The 19,821-nt window shown below is 48.2% G+C and carries 17 protein-coding genes; 14 read left to right on the forward strand and 3 right to left on the reverse strand.

What is annotated here, in order from left to right:
- Positions 1-212 precede the first annotated feature (212 nt).
- The 9 genes from pckA (at position 213) to murI (ending at position 10,429) form a co-directional block, all read left to right on the forward strand.
- Positions 213-1,826 carry a phosphoenolpyruvate carboxykinase (ATP) gene (gene pckA, locus CIK96_RS10505; RefSeq protein WP_094440550.1) on the forward strand — a complete coding sequence of 538 codons (1,614 nt, stop codon included), beginning with the start codon at positions 213-215 and terminating at the stop codon, positions 1,824-1,826.
- A gap of 487 nt (positions 1,827-2,313) precedes the next feature.
- A complete protein-coding gene (locus CIK96_RS10510) occupies positions 2,314-3,672 on the forward strand; it encodes a DUF6242 domain-containing protein (RefSeq protein ID WP_094440551.1) in 1,359 nt (452 codons plus the stop codon).
- Between the two features lie 16 nt (positions 3,673-3,688).
- The gene (locus CIK96_RS10515) at positions 3,689-4,360 is read left to right on the forward strand and encodes a DUF6089 family protein (protein ID WP_094440552.1); all 672 of its coding nucleotides are present in this window, start codon (positions 3,689-3,691) and stop codon (positions 4,358-4,360) included.
- A 6-nt stretch (positions 4,361-4,366) separates the two neighbouring features.
- Entirely contained in the window at positions 4,367-5,107 is a 741-nt protein-coding gene (locus CIK96_RS10520; RefSeq protein ID WP_094389882.1) for an isoprenyl transferase, read from the forward strand.
- 47 nt (positions 5,108-5,154) lie between these two features.
- Positions 5,155-7,818 (forward strand): outer membrane protein assembly factor, encoded by a 2,664-nt coding sequence (locus tag CIK96_RS10525; protein WP_371592652.1) that lies wholly within the window; start codon positions 5,155-5,157, stop codon positions 7,816-7,818.
- 72 nt (positions 7,819-7,890) lie between these two features.
- Positions 7,891-8,415, forward strand: coding sequence for an OmpH family outer membrane protein (locus CIK96_RS10530; RefSeq protein ID WP_254046600.1), 525 nt, complete (start codon positions 7,891-7,893; stop codon positions 8,413-8,415).
- Between the two features lie 51 nt (positions 8,416-8,466).
- A complete protein-coding gene (locus CIK96_RS10535) occupies positions 8,467-8,964 on the forward strand; it encodes an OmpH family outer membrane protein (protein ID WP_094389870.1) in 498 nt (165 codons plus the stop codon).
- Between the two features lie 55 nt (positions 8,965-9,019).
- Positions 9,020-9,583: an OmpH family outer membrane protein gene (locus CIK96_RS10540; RefSeq protein WP_254047128.1), complete on the forward strand. Its 564-nt coding sequence runs from the start codon at positions 9,020-9,022 to the stop codon at positions 9,581-9,583.
- Positions 9,584-9,595: 12 nt separating this feature from the next.
- The gene (gene murI, locus CIK96_RS10545; protein ID WP_094440553.1) at positions 9,596-10,429 is read left to right on the forward strand and encodes a glutamate racemase; all 834 of its coding nucleotides are present in this window, start codon (positions 9,596-9,598) and stop codon (positions 10,427-10,429) included.
- A gap of 101 nt (positions 10,430-10,530) precedes the next feature.
- Here murI and CIK96_RS13270 read toward each other — a convergent pair whose 3' ends face one another.
- Entirely contained in the window at positions 10,531-10,773 is a 243-nt protein-coding gene (locus CIK96_RS13270; RefSeq protein WP_094440554.1) for a hypothetical protein, read from the reverse strand.
- A 352-nt stretch (positions 10,774-11,125) separates the two neighbouring features.
- On the opposite strand from CIK96_RS13270, the gene rbfA reads away from it, so the two are divergent.
- Positions 11,126-11,461, forward strand: coding sequence for a 30S ribosome-binding factor RbfA (gene rbfA / locus CIK96_RS10555; protein WP_094389873.1), 336 nt, complete (start codon positions 11,126-11,128; stop codon positions 11,459-11,461).
- Between the two features lie 8 nt (positions 11,462-11,469).
- On the forward strand, positions 11,470-12,699 hold the full coding sequence (locus CIK96_RS10560; RefSeq protein ID WP_094440555.1) for an FtsX-like permease family protein: 1,230 nt from the start codon (positions 11,470-11,472) through the stop codon (positions 12,697-12,699).
- 81 nt (positions 12,700-12,780) lie between these two features.
- Here the strand turns inward: CIK96_RS10560 and CIK96_RS10565 are convergent, their stop codons facing one another.
- The gene (locus tag CIK96_RS10565; RefSeq protein ID WP_094440556.1) at positions 12,781-13,926 is read right to left on the reverse strand and encodes a glycosyltransferase family 1 protein; all 1,146 of its coding nucleotides are present in this window, start codon (positions 13,924-13,926) and stop codon (positions 12,781-12,783) included.
- Positions 13,927-14,262: 336 nt separating this feature from the next.
- Between CIK96_RS10565 and CIK96_RS10570 the strand changes: the two genes are divergently transcribed.
- The 3 genes from CIK96_RS10570 to CIK96_RS10580 all read left to right on the forward strand — a co-directional run bounded on the left by CIK96_RS10570 (position 14,263) and on the right by CIK96_RS10580 (position 17,815).
- Positions 14,263-14,994 (forward strand): glycosyltransferase family 2 protein, encoded by a 732-nt coding sequence (locus CIK96_RS10570; RefSeq protein ID WP_094440557.1) that lies wholly within the window; start codon positions 14,263-14,265, stop codon positions 14,992-14,994.
- A gap of 122 nt (positions 14,995-15,116) precedes the next feature.
- Entirely contained in the window at positions 15,117-16,886 is a 1,770-nt protein-coding gene (locus CIK96_RS10575; RefSeq protein ID WP_094440558.1) for a phosphoethanolamine transferase, read from the forward strand.
- On the forward strand, positions 16,883-17,815 hold the full coding sequence (locus tag CIK96_RS10580) for a lysophospholipid acyltransferase family protein (protein ID WP_094391574.1): 933 nt from the start codon (positions 16,883-16,885) through the stop codon (positions 17,813-17,815). The genes CIK96_RS10575 and CIK96_RS10580 overlap by 4 nt, the downstream gene beginning before the upstream one ends.
- Positions 17,816-17,871: 56 nt before the next feature.
- Here CIK96_RS10580 and CIK96_RS10585 read toward each other — a convergent pair whose 3' ends face one another.
- Positions 17,872-19,812 (reverse strand): LTA synthase family protein, encoded by a 1,941-nt coding sequence (locus CIK96_RS10585; protein ID WP_094391573.1) that lies wholly within the window; start codon positions 19,810-19,812, stop codon positions 17,872-17,874.
- Positions 19,813-19,821: the final 9 nt, after the last annotated feature.

The following is a 19,821-nucleotide window of genomic DNA, read 5'->3' on the forward strand; positions in this document are numbered from 1 at the left end:
TTTGACCGCAAAGATAAGAAATGTTCGCGGAATTTTGCAAAGTCAGCGTGACAATTATTTGCGAGACCACCCATTTTTAACTACTTTAACCAAAAAATGGCCCATCTAAACGCTAAAAAAACTAAAAGCCGACCAGTAAATTCGGAATTCTTTGTAACTTTGCGCCGTAAAACGGATAATAGTAATTTCAAACTCAAATATTTTTCATTATTATGGCAAAGTTAGATTTGACACAGTATGGCATCACAGGCTCAACCGTGATCGCTCACAATCCTTCGTATGAGTTTCTCTTTGAAGAGGAGACAAAGGCAGGACTGACTGGTTTCGATAAAGGTCAGAACACTGAGCTCAACGCAGTAAACGTAAAGACTGGTATCTACACCGGACGTTCTCCTAAGGACAAGTACATCGTTGACGATGCACAGAGCCACAATAAGGTTTGGTGGACCACCGAAGAATACAAGAACGACAACCACCCCATGAGCGAGGAGGTTTGGGCAAAAGTTAAGGATATCGCTATCAAGGAGCTCTGCAACAAGCAGCTCTACGTAGTTGATGCTTTCTGCGGTGCCAACGAGGCAACACGTCTGGCTGTACGCTTCATCGTTGAAGTAGCATGGCAGGCACACTTTGTTACCAACATGTTCATCCAGCCTACCAAAGAGGAACTGGAGAACTTCGAACCTAACTTCGTTATCTACAATGCCTCTAAGGCTAAGGTTGAGAACTTCAAAGAGCTCGGCCTCAACTCAGAAACTTGCGTAGCCTTCAACACCACTTCACGCGAACAGTGCATCATCAACACATGGTACGGCGGTGAGATGAAGAAGGGTATGTTCTCTATGCAGAACTACTTCCTGCCTCTCCAGGGCATTGCTTCTATGCACTGCTCAGCCAATACCGATATGGAAGGTAAGAACACCGCAATCTTCTTCGGTCTCTCTGGTACAGGTAAGACCACTCTTTCTACCGATCCTAAGCGTCTGCTTATCGGTGACGACGAGCACGGATGGGACGACGAAGGCGTATTCAACCTCGAAGGTGGTTGCTATGCAAAGGTTATCAACCTCGACAAAGAAAGCGAACCCGATATCTACGGTGCTATCAAGCGCAACGCTCTGCTCGAGAACGTAACAGTTGCTGCCGACGGCAAGATCGACTTCGCAGACAAGAGCGTAACTGAGAACACCCGCGTATCATATCCTATCGAGCACATCGAGAAGATCGTGAAGAAGGTGAACGGTCGTAGCGCAGGTCCTGCTGCCAAGAACGTTATCTTCCTGTCAGCCGACGCATTCGGCGTACTGCCTCCAGTATCTATCCTGTCTCCTGAGCAGACCAAGTACTACTTCCTCAGCGGATTCACCGCTAAGTTGGCTGGTACAGAGCGCGGTATCACCGAGCCTACTCCAACCTTCTCTGCTTGCTTCGGTCAGGCATTCCTCGAGTTGCATCCTACCAAGTATGCTGAAGAGCTCGTGAAGAAGATGGAGAAGAGCGGTGCCAAGGCTTATCTCGTAAACACTGGTTGGAATGGTACTGGCAAGCGTATCTCTATCCGCGACACTCGTGGTATCATCGACGCTATCCTCGGTGGCGCTATCCTGAACGCTCCTACCAAGAAGATTCCTTACTTCGACTTCGAAGTTCCCACACAGCTTGAGGGTGTTGACACCAACATTCTCGACCCACGCGACACTTACGCTGACGCTGCAGAGTGGAACAAGAAGGCTGAGGATCTGGCAGCCCGCTTCATCAAGAACTTCAAGAAGTATGAGGGCAACGAGGCTGGTAAGGCTCTCGTAGCTGCTGGTCCAAAACTCTAATAGACCCGTCTATTCATTCTAAATATGGCTCGTTTCCTCCATGGAAACGGGCCTTTTTTTGTTATACACCTTCTTTCAGAAATTGACAGAAGTCAAAGAAACATAGCAAACCGACAAAATAAAGAGCTCTACACGATGGTCATCTGAAAGAAATGTAGTTACTTTGCACCCGCAATTGAGAGACAAAGGTAAAAGATTTATTTAGGAACTAATAGACAAGAATTCTAATTAATTATGTTTGATTTACACACAATGGCCATTCTGGCGACTGTGGCAATATCGGCTGTCATGTGCCTAATAACATTGACACACACGAATGTCCGTTAACAACAAGAGTGCGACTTGAGCTATTCATGTCACACTCTTTTTATGTTTAGAAATTCTAAAATATGTCACATTATCATATAATTTACTTAATAAAAGCACCAAATATGACGCTATTTGCAGAATTGTGAGTAAATTTGCATCCAAAATTGAAATATTTCAAATGAAAAAACTCGTAAATGCAGCATGCATGCTGTTGGTCATTGCTGTTTTGACATCATGTCTGAAGTCTAACGATGATGAGGCCGTATATTATAACGACGCCGCAATCACGTCGTTTACCTTGGGCACACTCAACCGCTATCTGCACACAACAACAGCAGCAGGAAAGGACTCTATCTACAAGACAAGCGTAGCAGCATCAAGCTACAAATTCAACATCGACCAGATCAATCACGTCATCTTCAACCCCGACTCACTGCCTTTGGGTATTGATGCGTCAAAGGTGGTATGCACCATAGGTACAAAGAACAATGGCATAGTAGTCATCAAAAACCTCAACAACGACTCACTGAAATTCTACACCTCATCTGACAGCATCGACTTTTCGCAACCACGCGAAGCCCGTGTCTATGCTACCGATGGTATGTCGTATCAGAAATACACCATCAAAGTGAATGTCCACCAAGAAGACGGCGATGCCTTTGGATGGAAACAAATGGCTGACAACAACCAGTTGGCAGCACTCTCTGGCATGAAGGCCATGGTATTGGGCAAGCGTATCTTCGTATTCGGCAACGATGGCGGCACTACCGTTGGCTATACCACCACCGATGGCAACGAATGGACTACACTCACTCCCAACATCAACACACCGCTGACCGCAGGAGCATACAAACAAACCGTGGCAAATGCAGATTCTATCTACATGATGAACGGCAACATGCTGTTGCGCACTGCCGACGGTAGCCAATGGGACGAGATTGGCGAGACAACAGCTATTGCCAAACTCATCGGTGCAAGCAAGAAAGAACTCTACGGCATGACTGCTGACAACAAACTCATGGTATCACGCGACGGTGGACACCAGTGGCAAGCCGATGCCATCGACGCAAGCGCATCACTCCTACCCACAGCGCCAGTCGCCACGACATGCTATCCAATGAACATGGCAGACTCTACCGACTATGTCGTTATGGCAGGCAACAGTACAGCAAACGCCAAAGCTGCCGTGGTATGGAGAAAGATTGCAGAATACAACTATCATAGCGAGCCAGGACAATGGGTATATATGGAAGCCGACGGCAACAGATACGAACTGCCACAACTCGACAACCTCACACTGGTGCCCTACGATGACAGCGTACTCGCCATCGGTACGGTGAATGGCAATTTCACCTATATCTACCAGTCGCGCGACAACGGTATCACTTGGAAAAAGAACAAGTACTACCAACTGCCAAACGATTTCGACACCAGCACCACACGCTATGCCGCCACATCAGACGGTGTGAATATCTGGCTCTTCGGCGGAGTAAACGGCGAAGTATGGCGCGGCAGACTCAACAAACTGGCGTGGTAAAAGAACGAAACTATCTTTGAGAAAGATACTGCAAACACTGGTTCTCCTCACACTGACCATACATGCCAGTGCACAGGACGCTCCCGAATATCGAGCCGAGATAGGCGGGGCAATAGGACTGGTGGCCTATGAAGGCGATTTCAACGGCAATCCGCTACGCAACCAGCAACCCATGCTGACCCTCGTAGGACGCTATCGCCTCAATCCACGCATGGCACTGGCTGCCAATATCAGTTGGGGACAACTGAAAGGATCGTCAACCCATGCCAACACCTACTACCCGGATTTGGAGCCCATGAGCTTCAAACATTCGGTGGCAGACATAGGTATGAGGTATGAATATAACTTCTGGCCCTACGGCACAGGACATGAATATCGGGGAGCGCAACGGTTTACACCTTATATATATATAGGTATCGGAGCCACCATCGCAAAACCGGAAAAGACAGAAGCAGCTGTCAACATGCCAATTGGCGCAGGTGTGAAATACAAGATAGGCGACCGTACCAATGTCGCAATGGAATGGACCATACACTTCACAACCAGCGATAAAATCGACGGTGTGGCAGATCCATACGGCATCAAGAGCAGTGGACTCTTCAAGAATACCGATGGTTACAGCCACCTGCGGTTGTCACTGACATACGACATCTGGCGAAAATGCAAAACGTGTAACAACGATATATAAATGACTATGAACAAGCAACTGGATATGACACGCATCCCCGAGCACATTGCCATTATCATGGATGGCAACGGGCGTTGGGCACAACAGCGAGGTAAAGAGCGTAGCTATGGACACCAAGCCGGTGTAGAGGCTGTAAAACGCATCACCTCGGAGTCTGCCAAACTGGGAGTTAAGTATCTGACACTATACACATTCTCTACAGAGAACTGGAGCCGCCCTGCTGACGAGGTTGCAGCACTGATGGGACTGATACTCACATCACTCGAAGACGAACTCTTCATGAAGAACAATGTACGTTTCCGCGTCATTGGCGATGTCTCAAGAATGCCAGAGTCTGTCGTTCAGAAACTACGCGAGACCGAAGAGCATACTGCCAACAATACTACCATGACCTTGGTAGTAGCGTTGAGTTATTCGTCGAAATGGGAAATCACCAAAGCCATGCGTGATATCGCAACAGAAGTGAAACAAGGCACCCTGTCTGTTGATGCCATCGACGACACCACCATCAGCCAGCATCTGGCAACCAATTTCATGCCAGATCCCGAACTGCTGATACGCACAGGCGGAGAATTGCGCATCTCCAACTATCTGCTGTGGCAGATAGCCTATTCAGAATTGTATTTCTGTGATACATTCTGGCCCGACTTCGATGAAGCAGCGTTGCACGAAGCCATTGCCAATTACCAACAGCGCCAACGTCGTTTTGGCAAGACCGAAGCACAGGTGGAAAATGAAGAGAAATAACAACGGAAATAATTAGTAAAGTGAGAAATATATTCTATTCCAACAAATTGACAGACATGGCAAAGTGCATGATGCTGCTTTGCACCATACTCTTCCTTCCTGCCGCTGTTAAAGCACAGGATGTGATTACCAATCCCGAAATCTCCTATACAGGCACACCGCGTGTTTGTGAGATTGGCGGTATAGCTGTAAAAGGCGTAGAAGGTTACGAAGACTATGTGCTGACAGGTCTGTCAGGACTCTCCGTAGGTCAAGTCATCAGTGTACCAGGTTCTGAAATCACCGATGCCGTGAAGCGTTACTGGCGTCACGGACTGTTCTCGAAAGTGGCTATCACTGCCGACTCTATCGTAGGTTCAAAGATTTATCTCTGCATCCATCTCGGCACTCGCCCACGCGTAAGCCGCATCAACTATAATGGTGTGAAGAAGAGCGAACGCGAAGATTTGGAAAACAAGCTGGGTATTATGAAGGGAAACCAGATTACGCCCAACATGATAGACCGCGCGAAGATTCTCGCCAAGCGCTATTTTGACGATAAAGGATATAAGAACGCGGAAATCAGCATCCTTCAGCGCGACGATGTATCCAATAAGGATCAGGTGATTCTTGACGTTGATATCGACAAGAAAGACAAGATGAAGGTGCGCCACATCATCATCGAAGGCAACGAAAAACTCAAGAGAAACAAGATTACAGGTACATTCTTTAAGAACGGAGCCTTTGCCAAGATACACGAAGCCGGCAAGTTCAAAAACTTCTTCAAAGCCAAGAAGTTCACCCCTGAACGCTACGAAACCGACAAGAAAAACCTGATTGAGAAGTACAACGAACTCGGTTATCGCGATGCCACCATTTTGGAAGACTCGGTATGGAACGAAGACGAGAAGCACGTCAACGTATATATCAAGGTGGATGAAGGTCAGCAATACTACATCCGCAATATAGAATGGGTGGGTAACTCAGTACTCACCAGCGACTTCCTCAACAATGCCTTGGGCATGAAGAAGGGCGATGTCTATAATCAGAAACTGATGAACAAACGTCTGAAAGAAGATGAAGATGCCGTGGGTAACTACTATTGGAACAACGGATACATCTTCTATCAGCTCGACCCCACCGAAGTCAATATCGTGGGCGACTCTATCGACCTTGAGATGCGTATCACCGAAAACCAGCAGGCTCACATCAATGCTGTACGCATCTATGGTAACGACCGCCTCTATGAAGAAGTTGTTCGCCGTGAGTTGCGCACCAAGCCCGGTGACCTCTTCTCTAAAGATGCTGTGATGCGTTCTGCCCGTGAGATTGGTAACATGGGATACTTCAATGCTGAGACCATCAACCCAGATATCAAGCCTAACTATGAGGACGGCACCGTGGATATCAACTGGGAATTGGAACAGAAGTCTAACGACCAACTTGAATTCTCACTGGGTTGGGGACAGACTGGTGTAATCGGTCGAATCGGCATAAAGCTCAACAACTTCTCCATGCGCAACCTCTTTGGTAAGAACAAGATGCACCGTGGTATCATGCCTATCGGTGATGGCGAACAACTGTCACTGTCGTTGCAGACCAACGGACGCTACTATACCTCGCTCTCTACAGGTTACAGCACCGGATGGTTTGGTGGCAAGCGCCCGAATGCATTAAACGTCAGCGCCTTCTTCTCTAAGCAGAGCGATATTTCAAGCAGTTACCGCAACAACAGCTACTATAACAACTACCTCAACTACATGTATGGTTTTGGTTCGTACAACGACTTCGGTCACAACTACGACGCTATGCTCGACGATGATAAGTATATTGAGATGTTCGGTGTAGCATTGGGATGGGGTAAGCGTTTGCGCTGGCCCGACGACTATTTCCAATTGTCAATGCAGTTGGCATACACCCGTTATATGCTGCGCGACTGGAGTTACTTTATCATCAGCAACGGTAACTGTAACAACATCAACCTCGGTATTACGCTGTCACGTACATCTATCGACAACCAGCTTTTCCCACGTCAGGGATCAGAGTTCTCAGCATCCGTACAGCTCACTCCACCATGGTCTTTGTTCGACCACAAAGACTATTCCACCCTCGCCACCGACCGCTATTCAGCAGCATACGAGCGTGAATTGCAGGAGAAATACCGTTGGATAGAATACCACAAATGGAAGTTTAAGTCAAAGACCTATACTGCGTTGACCAGCGGTCAGAAGTGTTTCGTGCTGATGACCCGTGTCGAACTCGGTCTGTTGGGCTCCTACAATAAAGACAAGAAGTCGCCTTTCGAAACCTTCTATGTGGGTGGTGACGGTATGAGTGGCTACTCTACTGGTTATGCCGAAGAGACCATCGGTCTGCGCGGTTATGAGAACGGTTCGATATCAAACACCGCAGCCTATCTTGCAGGCACGAGTGCATACTATAATGCCTATGCCTACGACCGCTTCACCCTGGAGCTTCGCTATCCATTCATGTTGGGTAACACCACCATCTACGGTCTTGGATTCCTTGAAGGCGGTAACGCATGGGTAGATACCAAGAAGTTTAATCCCTTCGACATGAAGCGTTCTGCCGGTCTGGGTGTCCGCATCTTCCTCCCAATGGTAGGTATGATGGGTATCGACTGGGCTTATGGCTTTGACAAGGTATATAACAACGGCAGCTACCAGAAGGGCGGCAGCCAGTTCCACTTCATTCTCGGACAAGAGTTCTAACCTTATAAAACCTACAGAAAGGAGACTGTTGATATGAAGAAAGAATACAAGACAATGGGCAAAACCCTACTGATGGCACTCGCCGCCAAGGCACTATTGGTCGCAGCCATCATGATCTTCCTGCCCCAGAGTGCCAGTGCACAGAAGTTTGCATTGCTCGACATGGACTATATTCTCAAGAACATTCCAGCCTACGAGCGTGCTAACGAACAGCTGACACAGATTTCCAAGAAGTGGCAGGCAGAGGTGGAAGCCATCCAGACAGAAGCACAAAGCATGTACAAGAACTACCAGCGCGATGTCGTGTTCCTTTCAGAAGAACAGAAGAAGGAGCGCCAAGACGCTGTCATGAAGAAGGAGCGCGAGGCTGCCGAACTTAAAAAGAAGTATTTCGGACCCGACGGTGAACTCTTCAAGAAGCGCAACGCACTCATTGCTCCTATTCAGGAACTGGTATATAACGCTGTGAGCGATGTAGCAGAATCACGCGGTTATCAGTTGGTATTGGACCGTGCGAGTGATTCGGGCATCATCTACGGATCTCCCCGCATCGACATTTCCGACGATGTACTGTCGCGTTTGGGTTCCACACGCTAACTTCAAAATAAAACAGAAAGAAACAATAATAACTAAACAAACAATTAAACAATGAAAAAACTTATTTTAATGTTGTTGGTGTTTGCCCCTCTGGCAACATTCGCACAGAAGTTCGGTCACCTCAACACACAGGAAATCATCCAGGCCATGCCTGAGTTTACCAAGGCTCGCACCGAGATCGAGGCCCTCACCAAACAATACGAGGCTGATCTGAAGAGCATGCAGGATGAGCTTCAGAAGAAGGCACAGGCTTACGAAAAGGAGCAGGCCAACCTTCCAGAGAACATCAAGCAGCGTCGTGAGCAGGAGCTTCAGGAGATGTATCAGAAGATCCAGCAGAGCTATCAGGACAACCGTCAGGCCCTCGACAAGGCACAGGGTGAGAAGCTTCAGGCTATCAACGTGAAGGTTCTCGACGCCATCAAGGCTGTCGGACAGGCTGGTGGTTATGTCTATATCATGGATGTTCAGGGTGGCGTGCCCTATATCAGCACAACCCTTTCTACTGATGTAACAGCCCAGGTAAAAGCCAAGCTTGGACTGAAATAAACAATGTGTAAGGTAAAAAAGTAAAAACGTAAAAAGATAAAAACAACAGAAACTTATGAAAAAGATGATATTTGACAGCATGGTAAAAAATGCGGTAAAATGGGTTTTACCTTTTTGCCTTTTTGCTTTTTTACCTTTAACTGTTTCTGCCCAGGATGTAGCAACAGATGGCAACACCCTGAAGTATGGCTATCTCAGTTATGATGCCGTGCTCCACAGCATGAATGAATATGCCACCGTTGAGACCAGTATGATGCAGCTCAACGAGAAGTATGCAGCCGAACAGAAACGTGCAGAAGACGAGTTCAACCGGAAGTACGAGGAGTTTCTCGATACGCAGCGCGATATGCCGCTGACTATTTTGCAGAAGCGCCAAAGCGAACTTCAAGAGTTGCTCGACCGTAACATCACCTTCAAGAAAGAGAGTCAGGCACTCTTGGAACAGGCAAAAGCCAAGGCAGAGGCACCTCTTCGCAAGCGTATTGCCGAAGCCATGGGTCGTGTTGGCATAGCGCGTGGCCTTGCCTTTATCATCAATACCGACCAACAGGCTGTGGCATGGACCCACCCCATGATGGGTGAAGACGTGACCGAGGCTGTGAAAACTGCATTGCGATAAGCGTCATTACCGATGTTGCCCAGTAATCCAGGCCCTATAGGCATCTTTGACAGCGGCTATGGCGGTCTAACCATTCTGCATGGAATCCGCCAGTTGCTTCCCCAGTACGACTTTCTCTATCTGGGCGACAATGCCCGTGCGCCTTACGGCACACGTTCGTTTGACGTGGTATATGAGTTTACCCGCCAGGCTGTCATCAGTCTTTTCGAGCGTGGTTGCCATTTGGTCATCCTCGGTTGCAACACCGCTTCAGCCAAAGCCCTGCGCACCATTCAGCAGAAAGACCTGCCGCTGATAGATCCCAACCGCCGTGTCTTGGGCATCATCCGTCCCACTGCCGAAGTGGTGGGAACACTGACCAAGACTCGCCACGTGGGTATCTTTGCCACCGAAGGAACGATTAAAAGCGAGAGCTACAACTTGGAAATCCACAAATTCTTTCCCGACATCAAGGTTTCGGGTGTGGCATGTCCCTTCTGGGTTCCTTTGGTAGAATACAACGAAGCCGATTCTCCCGGTGCCGACTATTTTGTGAAGAAGCGTGTCGATCAGTTGTTGCGCCTCGATGCCCAGATTGACACCATTATTTTAGGTTGCACCCACTACCCTTTGCTGCTGCCTAAAATCAATAAATTCATACCCCGTGGCGTGCGTATCGTATCACAGGGGGAATATGTGGCAGAGTCGCTCCGCCAGTATTTCGAGCGCCATCCCGACATGGAACAGCGTTGTACAAAAGGCGGACATGTGCATTATCTCACTACCGAGAATCCCGATCGCTTCAAAGAGTCGGCTCAACTGTTTCTCCACGAACCCGTTGAGGTGGAGAATATCTCACTGGGATAAACAGCCCAGAGGCATGATCAGACGCTGCAATCTCCTATCATGCCTCATCCCGCAAAAGTCATCCTTCCAGATGCTGATTGCCGACAAAAGGCAATACCTCACTAATCTGCCAGCTGAACAGCTATTTGCCAGACATCACACAAACGCCATGTATCAATCTCGCGTTCAATACTTTGCACCGCAATTAACATCACTTTTCTCAGCAAAGTAAATTGATTTGCTGAGGAATTCAAATTGATTTGCTGAGGAAAACAAATTGATTTGCCGAGGAAAACAAATTGATTTGCTATCCAAAGGAATATCCGTACCACATCAAGAACATAGCCACAGCATGCTGAAATCATATACGTATAAAAGGAAATTCAATGAGTTTGGTCAGTAAATTCATTGAGTTTACTCAGCAAATTCATTGAAATTGCAAAGCAAATTCATTGAATTTACAAACGGAAATAACGTTTCCAGCTGACAAGCAGTCGTTTACACGCAGTCCCAGAGACCTTCCATATCATTCACAAAGCGGTTGCCTACCCCACCCAACCATAGTTGCCACACTCTGACTTGCTGTTGTCCATGAAGGGTAGAAGCACGTTGCAATCCAGTTATCAGACAGTGATAGGATGAAAAAGTGTGCGTTTTCCTTGATGTTTTGATAGGAAAAGTGTAACTTTGCAAAAATAAAGGAATCAATAGATATATATGCAAGAAACAAGACAAAACAAAATTGCACGACTGCTTCAAAAGGAACTTAGCGTGATATTCCAACAACAGACACGCAGCATGCACGGCGTTATGGTCAGCGTCACACAAGTGCGCGTGAGTCCCGACCTCAGCATCTGCACCGCCCATTTGAGCATTTTCCCCAGTGAGCGTGGAGAGGAAATTATGGAGAACATCAACAAGACCAGCGCACAGATACGCTATGAATTGGGTACCCGTGTGCGCCATCAACTGCGCATCATCCCTGAATTAAGATTCTTCATCGACGATTCACTCGATTACATAGACCGCATCGACGAGCTGCTTAAGCAATAAGTGTCACTGTGAATTTCCCATTCTACATTGCACGGAGATACCTTTTCTCCAAGAAATCTACCAATGCCATCAATGTCATCAGCGGCATTTCGGTGGTAGGTGTTGCCGTGGCGTCTATGGCGTTAGTGGTGACGTTGAGCGTGTTCAACGGCTTCCACGACATGGTGGCATCATTTTTCACGCAGCTCGACCCACAGTTGAAAATCACTCCTGCCAAGGGCAAGACTGCCGCCAGCAACGATTCTACGCTGATGCGCATACGCCAGTTGGACGAGGTGGCTATAGCCACCGATGTGCTTGAAGACCAGGCATTGGCTGTCTATGGCGACCGCCAGCAGATGGTGACGATAAAAGGTGTGGATGACAACTACGACAAGCTGACCCATATCCGCCAGATTTTGGAAGGTGACGGCGACTATGCACTCCATGCTGCCGATATGAACTATGGCATCTTGGGACTGGGCGTAGCCTATCAGCTCGGCATCGGTTATACCTACCGCGAACCGCTGAAGATCTATGCGCCACGGCGCGAAGGTCAGATCAACATGGCTAATCTGCAAGACGGATTCGTGGAAGACGAGTTGTATTCACCGGGCGTACTCTTCAGCATCAAGCAAGGCAAGTACGACAAGCGGTATATTATCACCGCTATACAATTCACCCGCAACCTCTTTGACCGCGACGGAGAACTCACATCGTTGGAACTCCGACTGAAACCCGGTAGCAATTTCGAGCATGTGAAAGCCAAGGTACAAGAGATGGCAGGCACCCGTTTTGTGGTGCGCGACCGCTATGAGCAGCAGGAAGACACCTTCCGCATCATGAAAGTAGAGAAGCTCATGGCATATATCTTCCTCACCTTTATCCTCGTCATAGCCTGTTTCAACATCATCGGCAGCCTCTCTATGCTGATGATCGACAAGCGCAACGACGTGGTGACCCTACGCAATCTGGGTGCCAGCGACCGCCAAATCATCCGTATCTTCCTCTTCGAAGGTCGCATGATTTCCGCCATCGGTGCCGTGATAGGCATTGCTATCGGCTTGTTGCTATGCCTGTTGCAGCAGCAGTTCGGCTTGATAGGCTTAGGATCTACCGAAGGTTCGTTTGTGGTCGATGCCTATCCTGTCAGCGTCCACCCGTGGGATATCGTTGTAGTGTTCTTCACTGTCCTCGCTGTAGGCTTTATCAGCGTGTGGTATCCCGTACATTATTTTGCCAAACGGCTACTCAATTGATATGTTCCGATAAACGATAAGGATGCCACAAAGGGGCGGTCAGAACACTAAAAGACAAGGGAGAACCGTCGGAAGAAACATTTAGGGGCGTTTCCGCAACAGTTCTTGATAGAGGTCATAAACCTGACTCGCCACTGTATTACCCTCGAAACGACGTATATACTGCTGACTGCCTATGATCCGCGCATCACGTTCTGCATCGCCCACAAGCGACTTTCGGAGTGCATCTGCCATGCCCTGCACATCGCCGGGCGCCACATAACGGCAGTCTGGACCACCGGCTTCCTCCAAACACGAACCGGAACAGGCCACCACAGGCAGTCCCTGACGGATGGCTTCAATGATAGGAATACCGAAACCCTCATATACTGACGGATATACAAAAGCCTCAGCAACAGCATAGAGGGCAGGCAAATCTTCATCGGGAACACCATGCAGGATATGCAGGCAGTGGGTCAGTTGGTGCGTTTCAGCATACTTGACGATGGTATCGGTATATGGTGTATGGCGTCCCACCATCACAAGTCCCACGTCTTCGGGCAGGTAAGGCAGCGCCTTGACCGCCAACAACATGTTTTTTCGTGCTTCTATCGATCCTACATTCAGTATGATGCGCTTCGGCAGTCCGTACTTCTGACACACCCGCTGACGCTCGTCGGCTGTGACTTCGGCTGCAAAACGATGGGCTGCACTCTGATATATGAGTGAGATGCGCCGCTCATCGACGTCTCCAAGCTCCATAATATCGCGCTTTGTACATTCGCTAATGGCAATAATATGGTCGGCTTCACGGATTGTCTGACGGAATTTCCACTTGTAAATCTGCACATCAGCCCAGTGATAGAACTCTGGATGGCGCATAAAGATCAGGTCGTGGATGGTGACGACAGTAGGAATACCACGGCGACGAATACCGATGGGCAGTTCACCCGACAGACCGTGAAACAGCTGCACTCCGTCACGTTGTAGGTCAGCCACCATGCCACGGCTGCGCCATAATGCCTTTCCCACCAATGGCAACGGTCGTTTGGGCAAGCAGAGTTGCACATTGTCATGGTCCATCACCTGTTGCCGGAGGTCGTCGCGTCCTGCGTCAGGAGCATAAAGGCGCAGTTGCAATGGACGTTTCGCCAGGTCGTTGACGAGCGTCCGCCCATAGCTACCCAGTCCTGTTCCGTTTCTCACGATGCGTTTGGCATCCAATCCTATGATGAGTTTGTCGTTCATGTGCCTGTTTCTGATGTCGAATAGTTTTTATATGACTCTTCCGCCTTCTTTTTGCAAAGGTACGATTAAGTGAGCGGAATGCAAAAGGAAAACTCGTTTTTCTTTTGCATTCCCGAACGTGAGTACTTTAGAGGCAAAGCCTCAAAAGTACGATTAAGTGAGAGAAATGCAAAATAAAAGCGTGCTTTTATTTTCATTTCCGAACGTGAGTACCTAAGAGCCACTGGCTCAAAAGTACGATTAAGCGAGCGAATAACCAAAGAAAATGCACAACTTTATTTGGTTTTTCTTTGTATTCCTCTCGGTTTGCACTACCTTTGTACGAAAATAACACGCATGACAGAACTTAATATTCCAAAGGTAAGTATTATCACCGTTACATACAATGCTGGAGCTATGCTGGAAAAAACCCTCGACAGCATACAAAAACAACAATACAGCAACAAAGAAACTATCGTGGTTGACGGTAAATCTACCGACAATAGCTTAGCCATCATACAGCACTATGCTGACCAGGGAACGGTGACACAATGGAGTAGCGAACCCGATAAGGGAATCTACGATGCCATGAACAAAGGCGTGAGCAGGTGTTCGGGACAATGGGTGATATTCATGAATGCTGGCGACACCTTTGCTACAGATGATGTGCTCCATCAAGTTTTCTCCAACAAATGGGATGCAGCGGACATTGTCTATGGTGATGTGGTTAAAGACAACCATGTCAAGACTGCACCAGCGCACTACCGCCTCTACCACCGCATGCTCTTTTGCCATCAATGTGTGTTTGTCAGACGACAATGTCTTGTCGATATTCCATTCGACATACACCACAGACTGTCAGCAGACTATAAGTTTTTCATCCAACAGTATCAACAGGGGGCTCGCTTCCAGTATATCAATATACCGATAGCCATCTTCGACACCACCGGTGTGTCTAACAGTAAGCGATCGTCAGGACTGTTCGACAACATCAAAGTGGTATGCGAAACCATTCCTTTCCCACAGCGCATCAAGTTTGTTGCACGCTTGGCAGTGCCCTACATCATGTGTCGCTTGAAAGGAAAATAAAGGCTGTATTCTCTCGCCATCACTTCCCTACGACCGCGTCGCTTAGGTAGGCGGCACCTCGGAAATAAAAGAAAAACGGGCTTTTTCTTTGTATTTCGCTCGGTTTGCACTACCTTTGTACTATGGTAACTATACAATTTTGGACAATAGCCATCGGACTATTGCTGACATTTGCCGCCAGTTGTGCCATCTATTATGGATGTAACAAGGGCATGAGCCATAGCGCACGCGGGCAACAGACCCGCCGCTTTGCTGCTGCCGCCATATTGGTATGGCTTCCCATCGCCATCGTCGGAGCACAACCCAACATACCTCTTGCACTTGCTGCACTTTCTGGAGCTGTATGGGCAATAACTTATCCGCTGATATTCCACCTCACCAACCGCAAAATATCACCCGACTACGAAAACTATGGTGAGATTTCATGTGGCATATACTTCTTCGGCCTCTTTGCCGCCATCGGTCTTTTAGGGGGCGGAGTGATTGCCGCCATTGCTGAATGGATACTCCTATTGATCAGTATATCCTTGTGGGTCTATTATATGCTCTATGGAACATGTATCGATGCCAATGGCATGAAGATCGTACAGGACTCGCATCCCAACGAAATCATTGAGTTTTCACGTTCCTATCCCTTATGGAAAGTGGTGCTGCTACTGATGGCCATCGTGGCACTGCTTGCTGGATTCATCGTCGGAAACCACAACACAACAGTACCAGAAACGCCGTGGAAGATTGCACTGCTTGTTGCCGTTGCCCTCTTTTTCGCTTGGTATATCTTCAAACCCCACCGCGGCATGTTCGTCCGCTCCGGCATTGTTCGCCTCTGGTTAGATATCCGAGAGTATGCAGCCAACGACCATCGGTATGTCAGCGAAATGGAACGACGGTTGAAAGACCTTCACGTCAAACCCTTAGGAAAGGCTTTCCAACGTCCGTCAACCATCATGATGGTGATTGGAGAGTCTGCATCACGTGACTATATGAGTGCCTTTACACCCATGGAACACGACACGACGCCATGGATGCGCCGCATGGCGGAGGACAACAGGCGTACCATTCTGTTTCCAAATGCCTACAGTTGCGCCATGCACACCGTGCAGTCGCTGGAAAAAGCCCTTACCGAGTACAACCAATACAACGGACGCCAATTCTACGACTCCTGTTCTATCATCGATATTGCACACCGGTTAGGATACAGAGTACACTGGTATAGCAACCAAGGACACCTTGGTGCCAACGATACACCTATCACTTTGGTGGCAAACACCGCCGATGTAGCGAAATGGACGAAGCAGGATTTGGGAAAGGTGCAATACGATGAAAGCATGACAGCATTTCTCGAAGAACTCGATCCCAATGTCAACAACCTCCTCGTACTGCATCTGAAAGGCAGCCATTTCAATTTCCTCAACCGCTATCCGGCAGACCGTACCGTATGGGGCGAACGTGGAGTACAGGACAATATAGCAAACTTTGAAAACTCCATTCGCTATACTGACAGCGTTTTAGAGCAGTTCTATGAGTATGCCAAGACACACCTGAACCTCCAGGCCATGGTCTATTTCAGCGATCACGCCACTGTTCCCGACCGCCATCGATCGCCCAATTTCTCTGGATTCGGCGCCACGCGCATCCCGCTCTTCATTCATCTCTCCGACGAATACCTGTCTTGTCATCCCGAACGCGTAGAGGCACTCAAAGCCAATAGCAACAGATATTTCACCAACGACTTAGTCTATGAACTGATGTGCGGTATCTTTGATGTGGAATCCAACCATTTCGACGAGACGTCATCATTAGCCAGCAAACAATATAAATACACCCGTGACGACCTGCTGACCTATGAGGGGAAGGCAAGAATTGCAGACGACAAATCCTCACAGATATGAAAAAAATCCTCTATTACATCGTCTTTACCCTGTGGTACATCATTTCGCTGTTGCCACTCCGCGTACTTTATGTTCTGTCAGACGTATTGTATCTGGTGCTCTACCGTATCGTGGGCTACCGTCGTCGCACCGTCTGGACCAATATTGTCACTGCTTTTCCTGAGATGACCGCCGAGGAACACCAAGATGTGGAACGCGGCTTTTACCACTTCTTCTGCGATTATATGGTAGAAAGTATCAAACTGTTGACCATGAGCAAGGCAGAAATAAAACGCCGAATGGTGTTCAAAAGCGCTGAACGCATCAACGAGGTGGTGGAAAGCGGACAGTCGTGTGCGATCTATCTGGGTCACTATTGCAACTGGGAGTGGATTACTTCACTGCCTTTGTGGGTTACGCCCAAGGCACATTGTGGACAGATTTACCATCCATTGGAGAATAAAGACTTCGATAAACTGTTTCTTCGCATGCGCCAAAGATTCGGTGCAAAGTGTATTGCCATGAATAATACACTGCGCGAAATGGTGAGATACCGCAAAGAAGGACAACCCGTTGTGATCGGCTACATATCCGATCAGGTGCCGATGTGGCAGAATATCCACCACTGGTGCAATTTCCTTCACCACGACACACCCGTACTTACCGGCACAGAGCGTATTGCCCGCAGCATGAACCATGCGGTGTTTTATATGGAAGTGAGCCGTGTCAAGCGTGGATATTATGAAGTAGAATTCAAACTCGTGACGCGCGAACCGGACAAAATGCCTGAATATGCCATTACCGACCGTTATTTCCAACTGTTGGAAGATACTATTCGTAAGCGCCCTGAATTATGGCTTTGGAGTCACAACCGATGGAAGCGTACACGCGAAAAGTTCAACCGTTTTTATGAAACAGTGGATGGCAAGGTGATTCGACGACGCGAATAGATACCCCAAAGGCACTTCTGAATAGTTTTCAATCGCTATTCATCTTCTCCTTCTGCTCAGAGTTTCAGCCTGTTTTGCGTCATTCGTTCCATGTACTGCTGTATGATGGCTTTGAGCTCGCGCACCATTTTTTGCTCCACATCAACACGACCTTTCAGATTTCGCTGCATCAGTCTGTCATCCAACCGATAGATGGCTTTGGTCTTCTGACCGTCAAACTGCAACACATAACCATATTTGACATACTGATAGATGCCGTTGAGATAGTTCACTGCCCATGTGTCTTTGCCTGCTGTCTGCAACACATCGATGCCAAAGGCACAGTAGGGCTTGGGGTAATTCAACAGTCCCATGACTGTTGGCAGTATATCTATTTGCTGCGCCACCTTGTCTTCTATCGCCGGTGTCAAACTTCCATCGGGTGCATAGATGATGATGGGCGAACAGAAACCACCGAGGTCTGACTGAAATTCGGGATGGTTACTGAGGTTGGTATGATCGCTCGTCAACACAAAAATAGTGTTTTTAAACCATGGTTGGCGCGATGCCGTTTGGAAGAATTTGCCTATCGCCATATCCGTATAGCGAATACATTTATGGATGACGAGCTGTTCTTCGGGGAAGCGCTGCTTATATTTTTCGGGAATGACAAAGGGATGATGGCTCGATGCAGTAAACAGTGCTGTCATGAACGGTTGTTTCATTTCTCCCATCTTCGTAGCATAATACTGCATAAAAGGTTCATCCCATATAGCCCATGTACCGTCGAAATCTTCATCACCGCCGAAGCGTTTGTCCTGATTGAAGTCTTCTCTGCCGTAATAGTGTTGGAATCCGGTCTTCGTGGCAAATGCCTGAAAACCCATAGATCCGCGCTGTGCGCCATGGAAGAATGCTGTTTGGTAGCCTTCCCCTGCCAACATAGATGCCAAACCGCCCACATCGTTCATGGCTGATGGTGTGAGGAAGAATGGTTCTACAAACATTGGAATACTGGAAAGTACGCTGGGCATGCCGTCAATGCTCTTTCTGCCGTTGCAGAAACTGTATTTAAACGTGACGCTCCGACCTATCAATGAATCCACACAGGGCGTATATCCCTTGTATGTTCCCTGTTCCAAATCGCGGTTGAGCGCACCGATATACTCCCTGCCGAAGCTCTCCACGATGAGTACCACCACGTTTTTCTTCTTCATCGGACCTTCTGCAGCAGCATGCACCGGTGTATAGATAGCTGCCATGGTTGCCTCGTTATGATAATAGGTGGGCACCACAAAGACCGATTTACCTATCGAACGATAGAGTGAGAACGGCGTATTGAGCACCAGTGCTGCCTCGCTGGGCCGCTCAGCATATTGATTGGCATTGCTCACAGTGATGGGTCTCACAGCCTTTGTGAATCCTCCACGTATGCCACCGATAGCCAATGGAGTGACTACCGCCAGCGACAACACCATTGCCACAGCGTAGCGCCAGGGCGACAGCCACTTGGCTTCCATTCTTGGCGAACGGTATAAGCGCCACAATCCATAGATGACAACCACTGCCAGCACCACGAAATACCAGTGGTGGAGCAGTTCTTTCATGACGATGCCACCGAGGTTTCCTTCGTTCTGAAACTCGCTAAACACCGTTGTGGTAGTGCGTCGCATGGTAAAGGGGAAGTAGGCAGCATCGCACAGATTGGCCACCAGAGCCAAACCGTTGATGGTTACAAACAAGATGCGACACATGCGGTGATACCAGAAACGTTCCTTCAACCATAGCGGCAATAGCATGAGCACCATCCACAAGCCGTTGGTCACCAAGAGTGCAGCGGTGTCGAACACCAGTCCGCCCCTGCACAGACTGAGAAAATGGCTGAATGTCATGTTCTCAGCAAAGTGTGTCCAGTTGTCAAGCAAGTATGCCACACGCGCCAACATATAGACAGCGTATGCCAAAATCATATTGTATGCCACCGCCACCAACGGTGCTATGTATTTCAGTTGTTTCATTTTCAGTCC

The sequence above is a fragment of the Prevotella sp. P4-98 genome (assembly GCF_002251405.1).
In the GTDB taxonomy this organism is placed as follows: Bacteria; Bacteroidota; Bacteroidia; order Bacteroidales; family Bacteroidaceae; genus Prevotella.

Excerpts from the sequence above, each read along its gene's own strand:
- CIK96_RS10580 (WP_094391574.1), top strand. The coding sequence starts at position 16,883 with ATGAAAAAAATCCTCTATTACATCGTCTTTACCCTGTGGTACATCATT.
- CIK96_RS10510 (WP_094440551.1), top strand. The coding sequence starts at position 2,314 with ATGAAAAAACTCGTAAATGCAGCATGCATGCTGTTGGTCATTGCTGTT.
- CIK96_RS13270 (WP_094440554.1), bottom strand. The coding sequence starts at position 10,773 with ATGATTTCAGCATGCTGTGGCTATGTTCTTGATGTGGTACGGATATTC.
- CIK96_RS10575 (WP_094440558.1), top strand. The coding sequence starts at position 15,117 with ATGGTAACTATACAATTTTGGACAATAGCCATCGGACTATTGCTGACA.
- CIK96_RS10565 (WP_094440556.1), bottom strand. The coding sequence starts at position 13,926 with ATGAACGACAAACTCATCATAGGATTGGATGCCAAACGCATCGTGAGA.
- murI (WP_094440553.1), top strand. The coding sequence starts at position 9,596 with ATGTTGCCCAGTAATCCAGGCCCTATAGGCATCTTTGACAGCGGCTAT.
- CIK96_RS10530 (WP_254046600.1), top strand. The coding sequence starts at position 7,891 with ATGGCACTCGCCGCCAAGGCACTATTGGTCGCAGCCATCATGATCTTC.
- CIK96_RS10520 (WP_094389882.1), top strand. The coding sequence starts at position 4,367 with ATGAACAAGCAACTGGATATGACACGCATCCCCGAGCACATTGCCATT.
- rbfA (WP_094389873.1), top strand. The coding sequence starts at position 11,126 with ATGCAAGAAACAAGACAAAACAAAATTGCACGACTGCTTCAAAAGGAA.
- CIK96_RS10570 (WP_094440557.1), top strand. The coding sequence starts at position 14,263 with ATGACAGAACTTAATATTCCAAAGGTAAGTATTATCACCGTTACATAC.
- CIK96_RS10585 (WP_094391573.1), bottom strand. The coding sequence starts at position 19,812 with ATGAAACAACTGAAATACATAGCACCGTTGGTGGCGGTGGCATACAAT.
- CIK96_RS10540 (WP_254047128.1), top strand. The coding sequence starts at position 9,020 with ATGAAAAAGATGATATTTGACAGCATGGTAAAAAATGCGGTAAAATGG.
- CIK96_RS10535 (WP_094389870.1), top strand. The coding sequence starts at position 8,467 with ATGAAAAAACTTATTTTAATGTTGTTGGTGTTTGCCCCTCTGGCAACA.
- pckA (WP_094440550.1), top strand. The coding sequence starts at position 213 with ATGGCAAAGTTAGATTTGACACAGTATGGCATCACAGGCTCAACCGTG.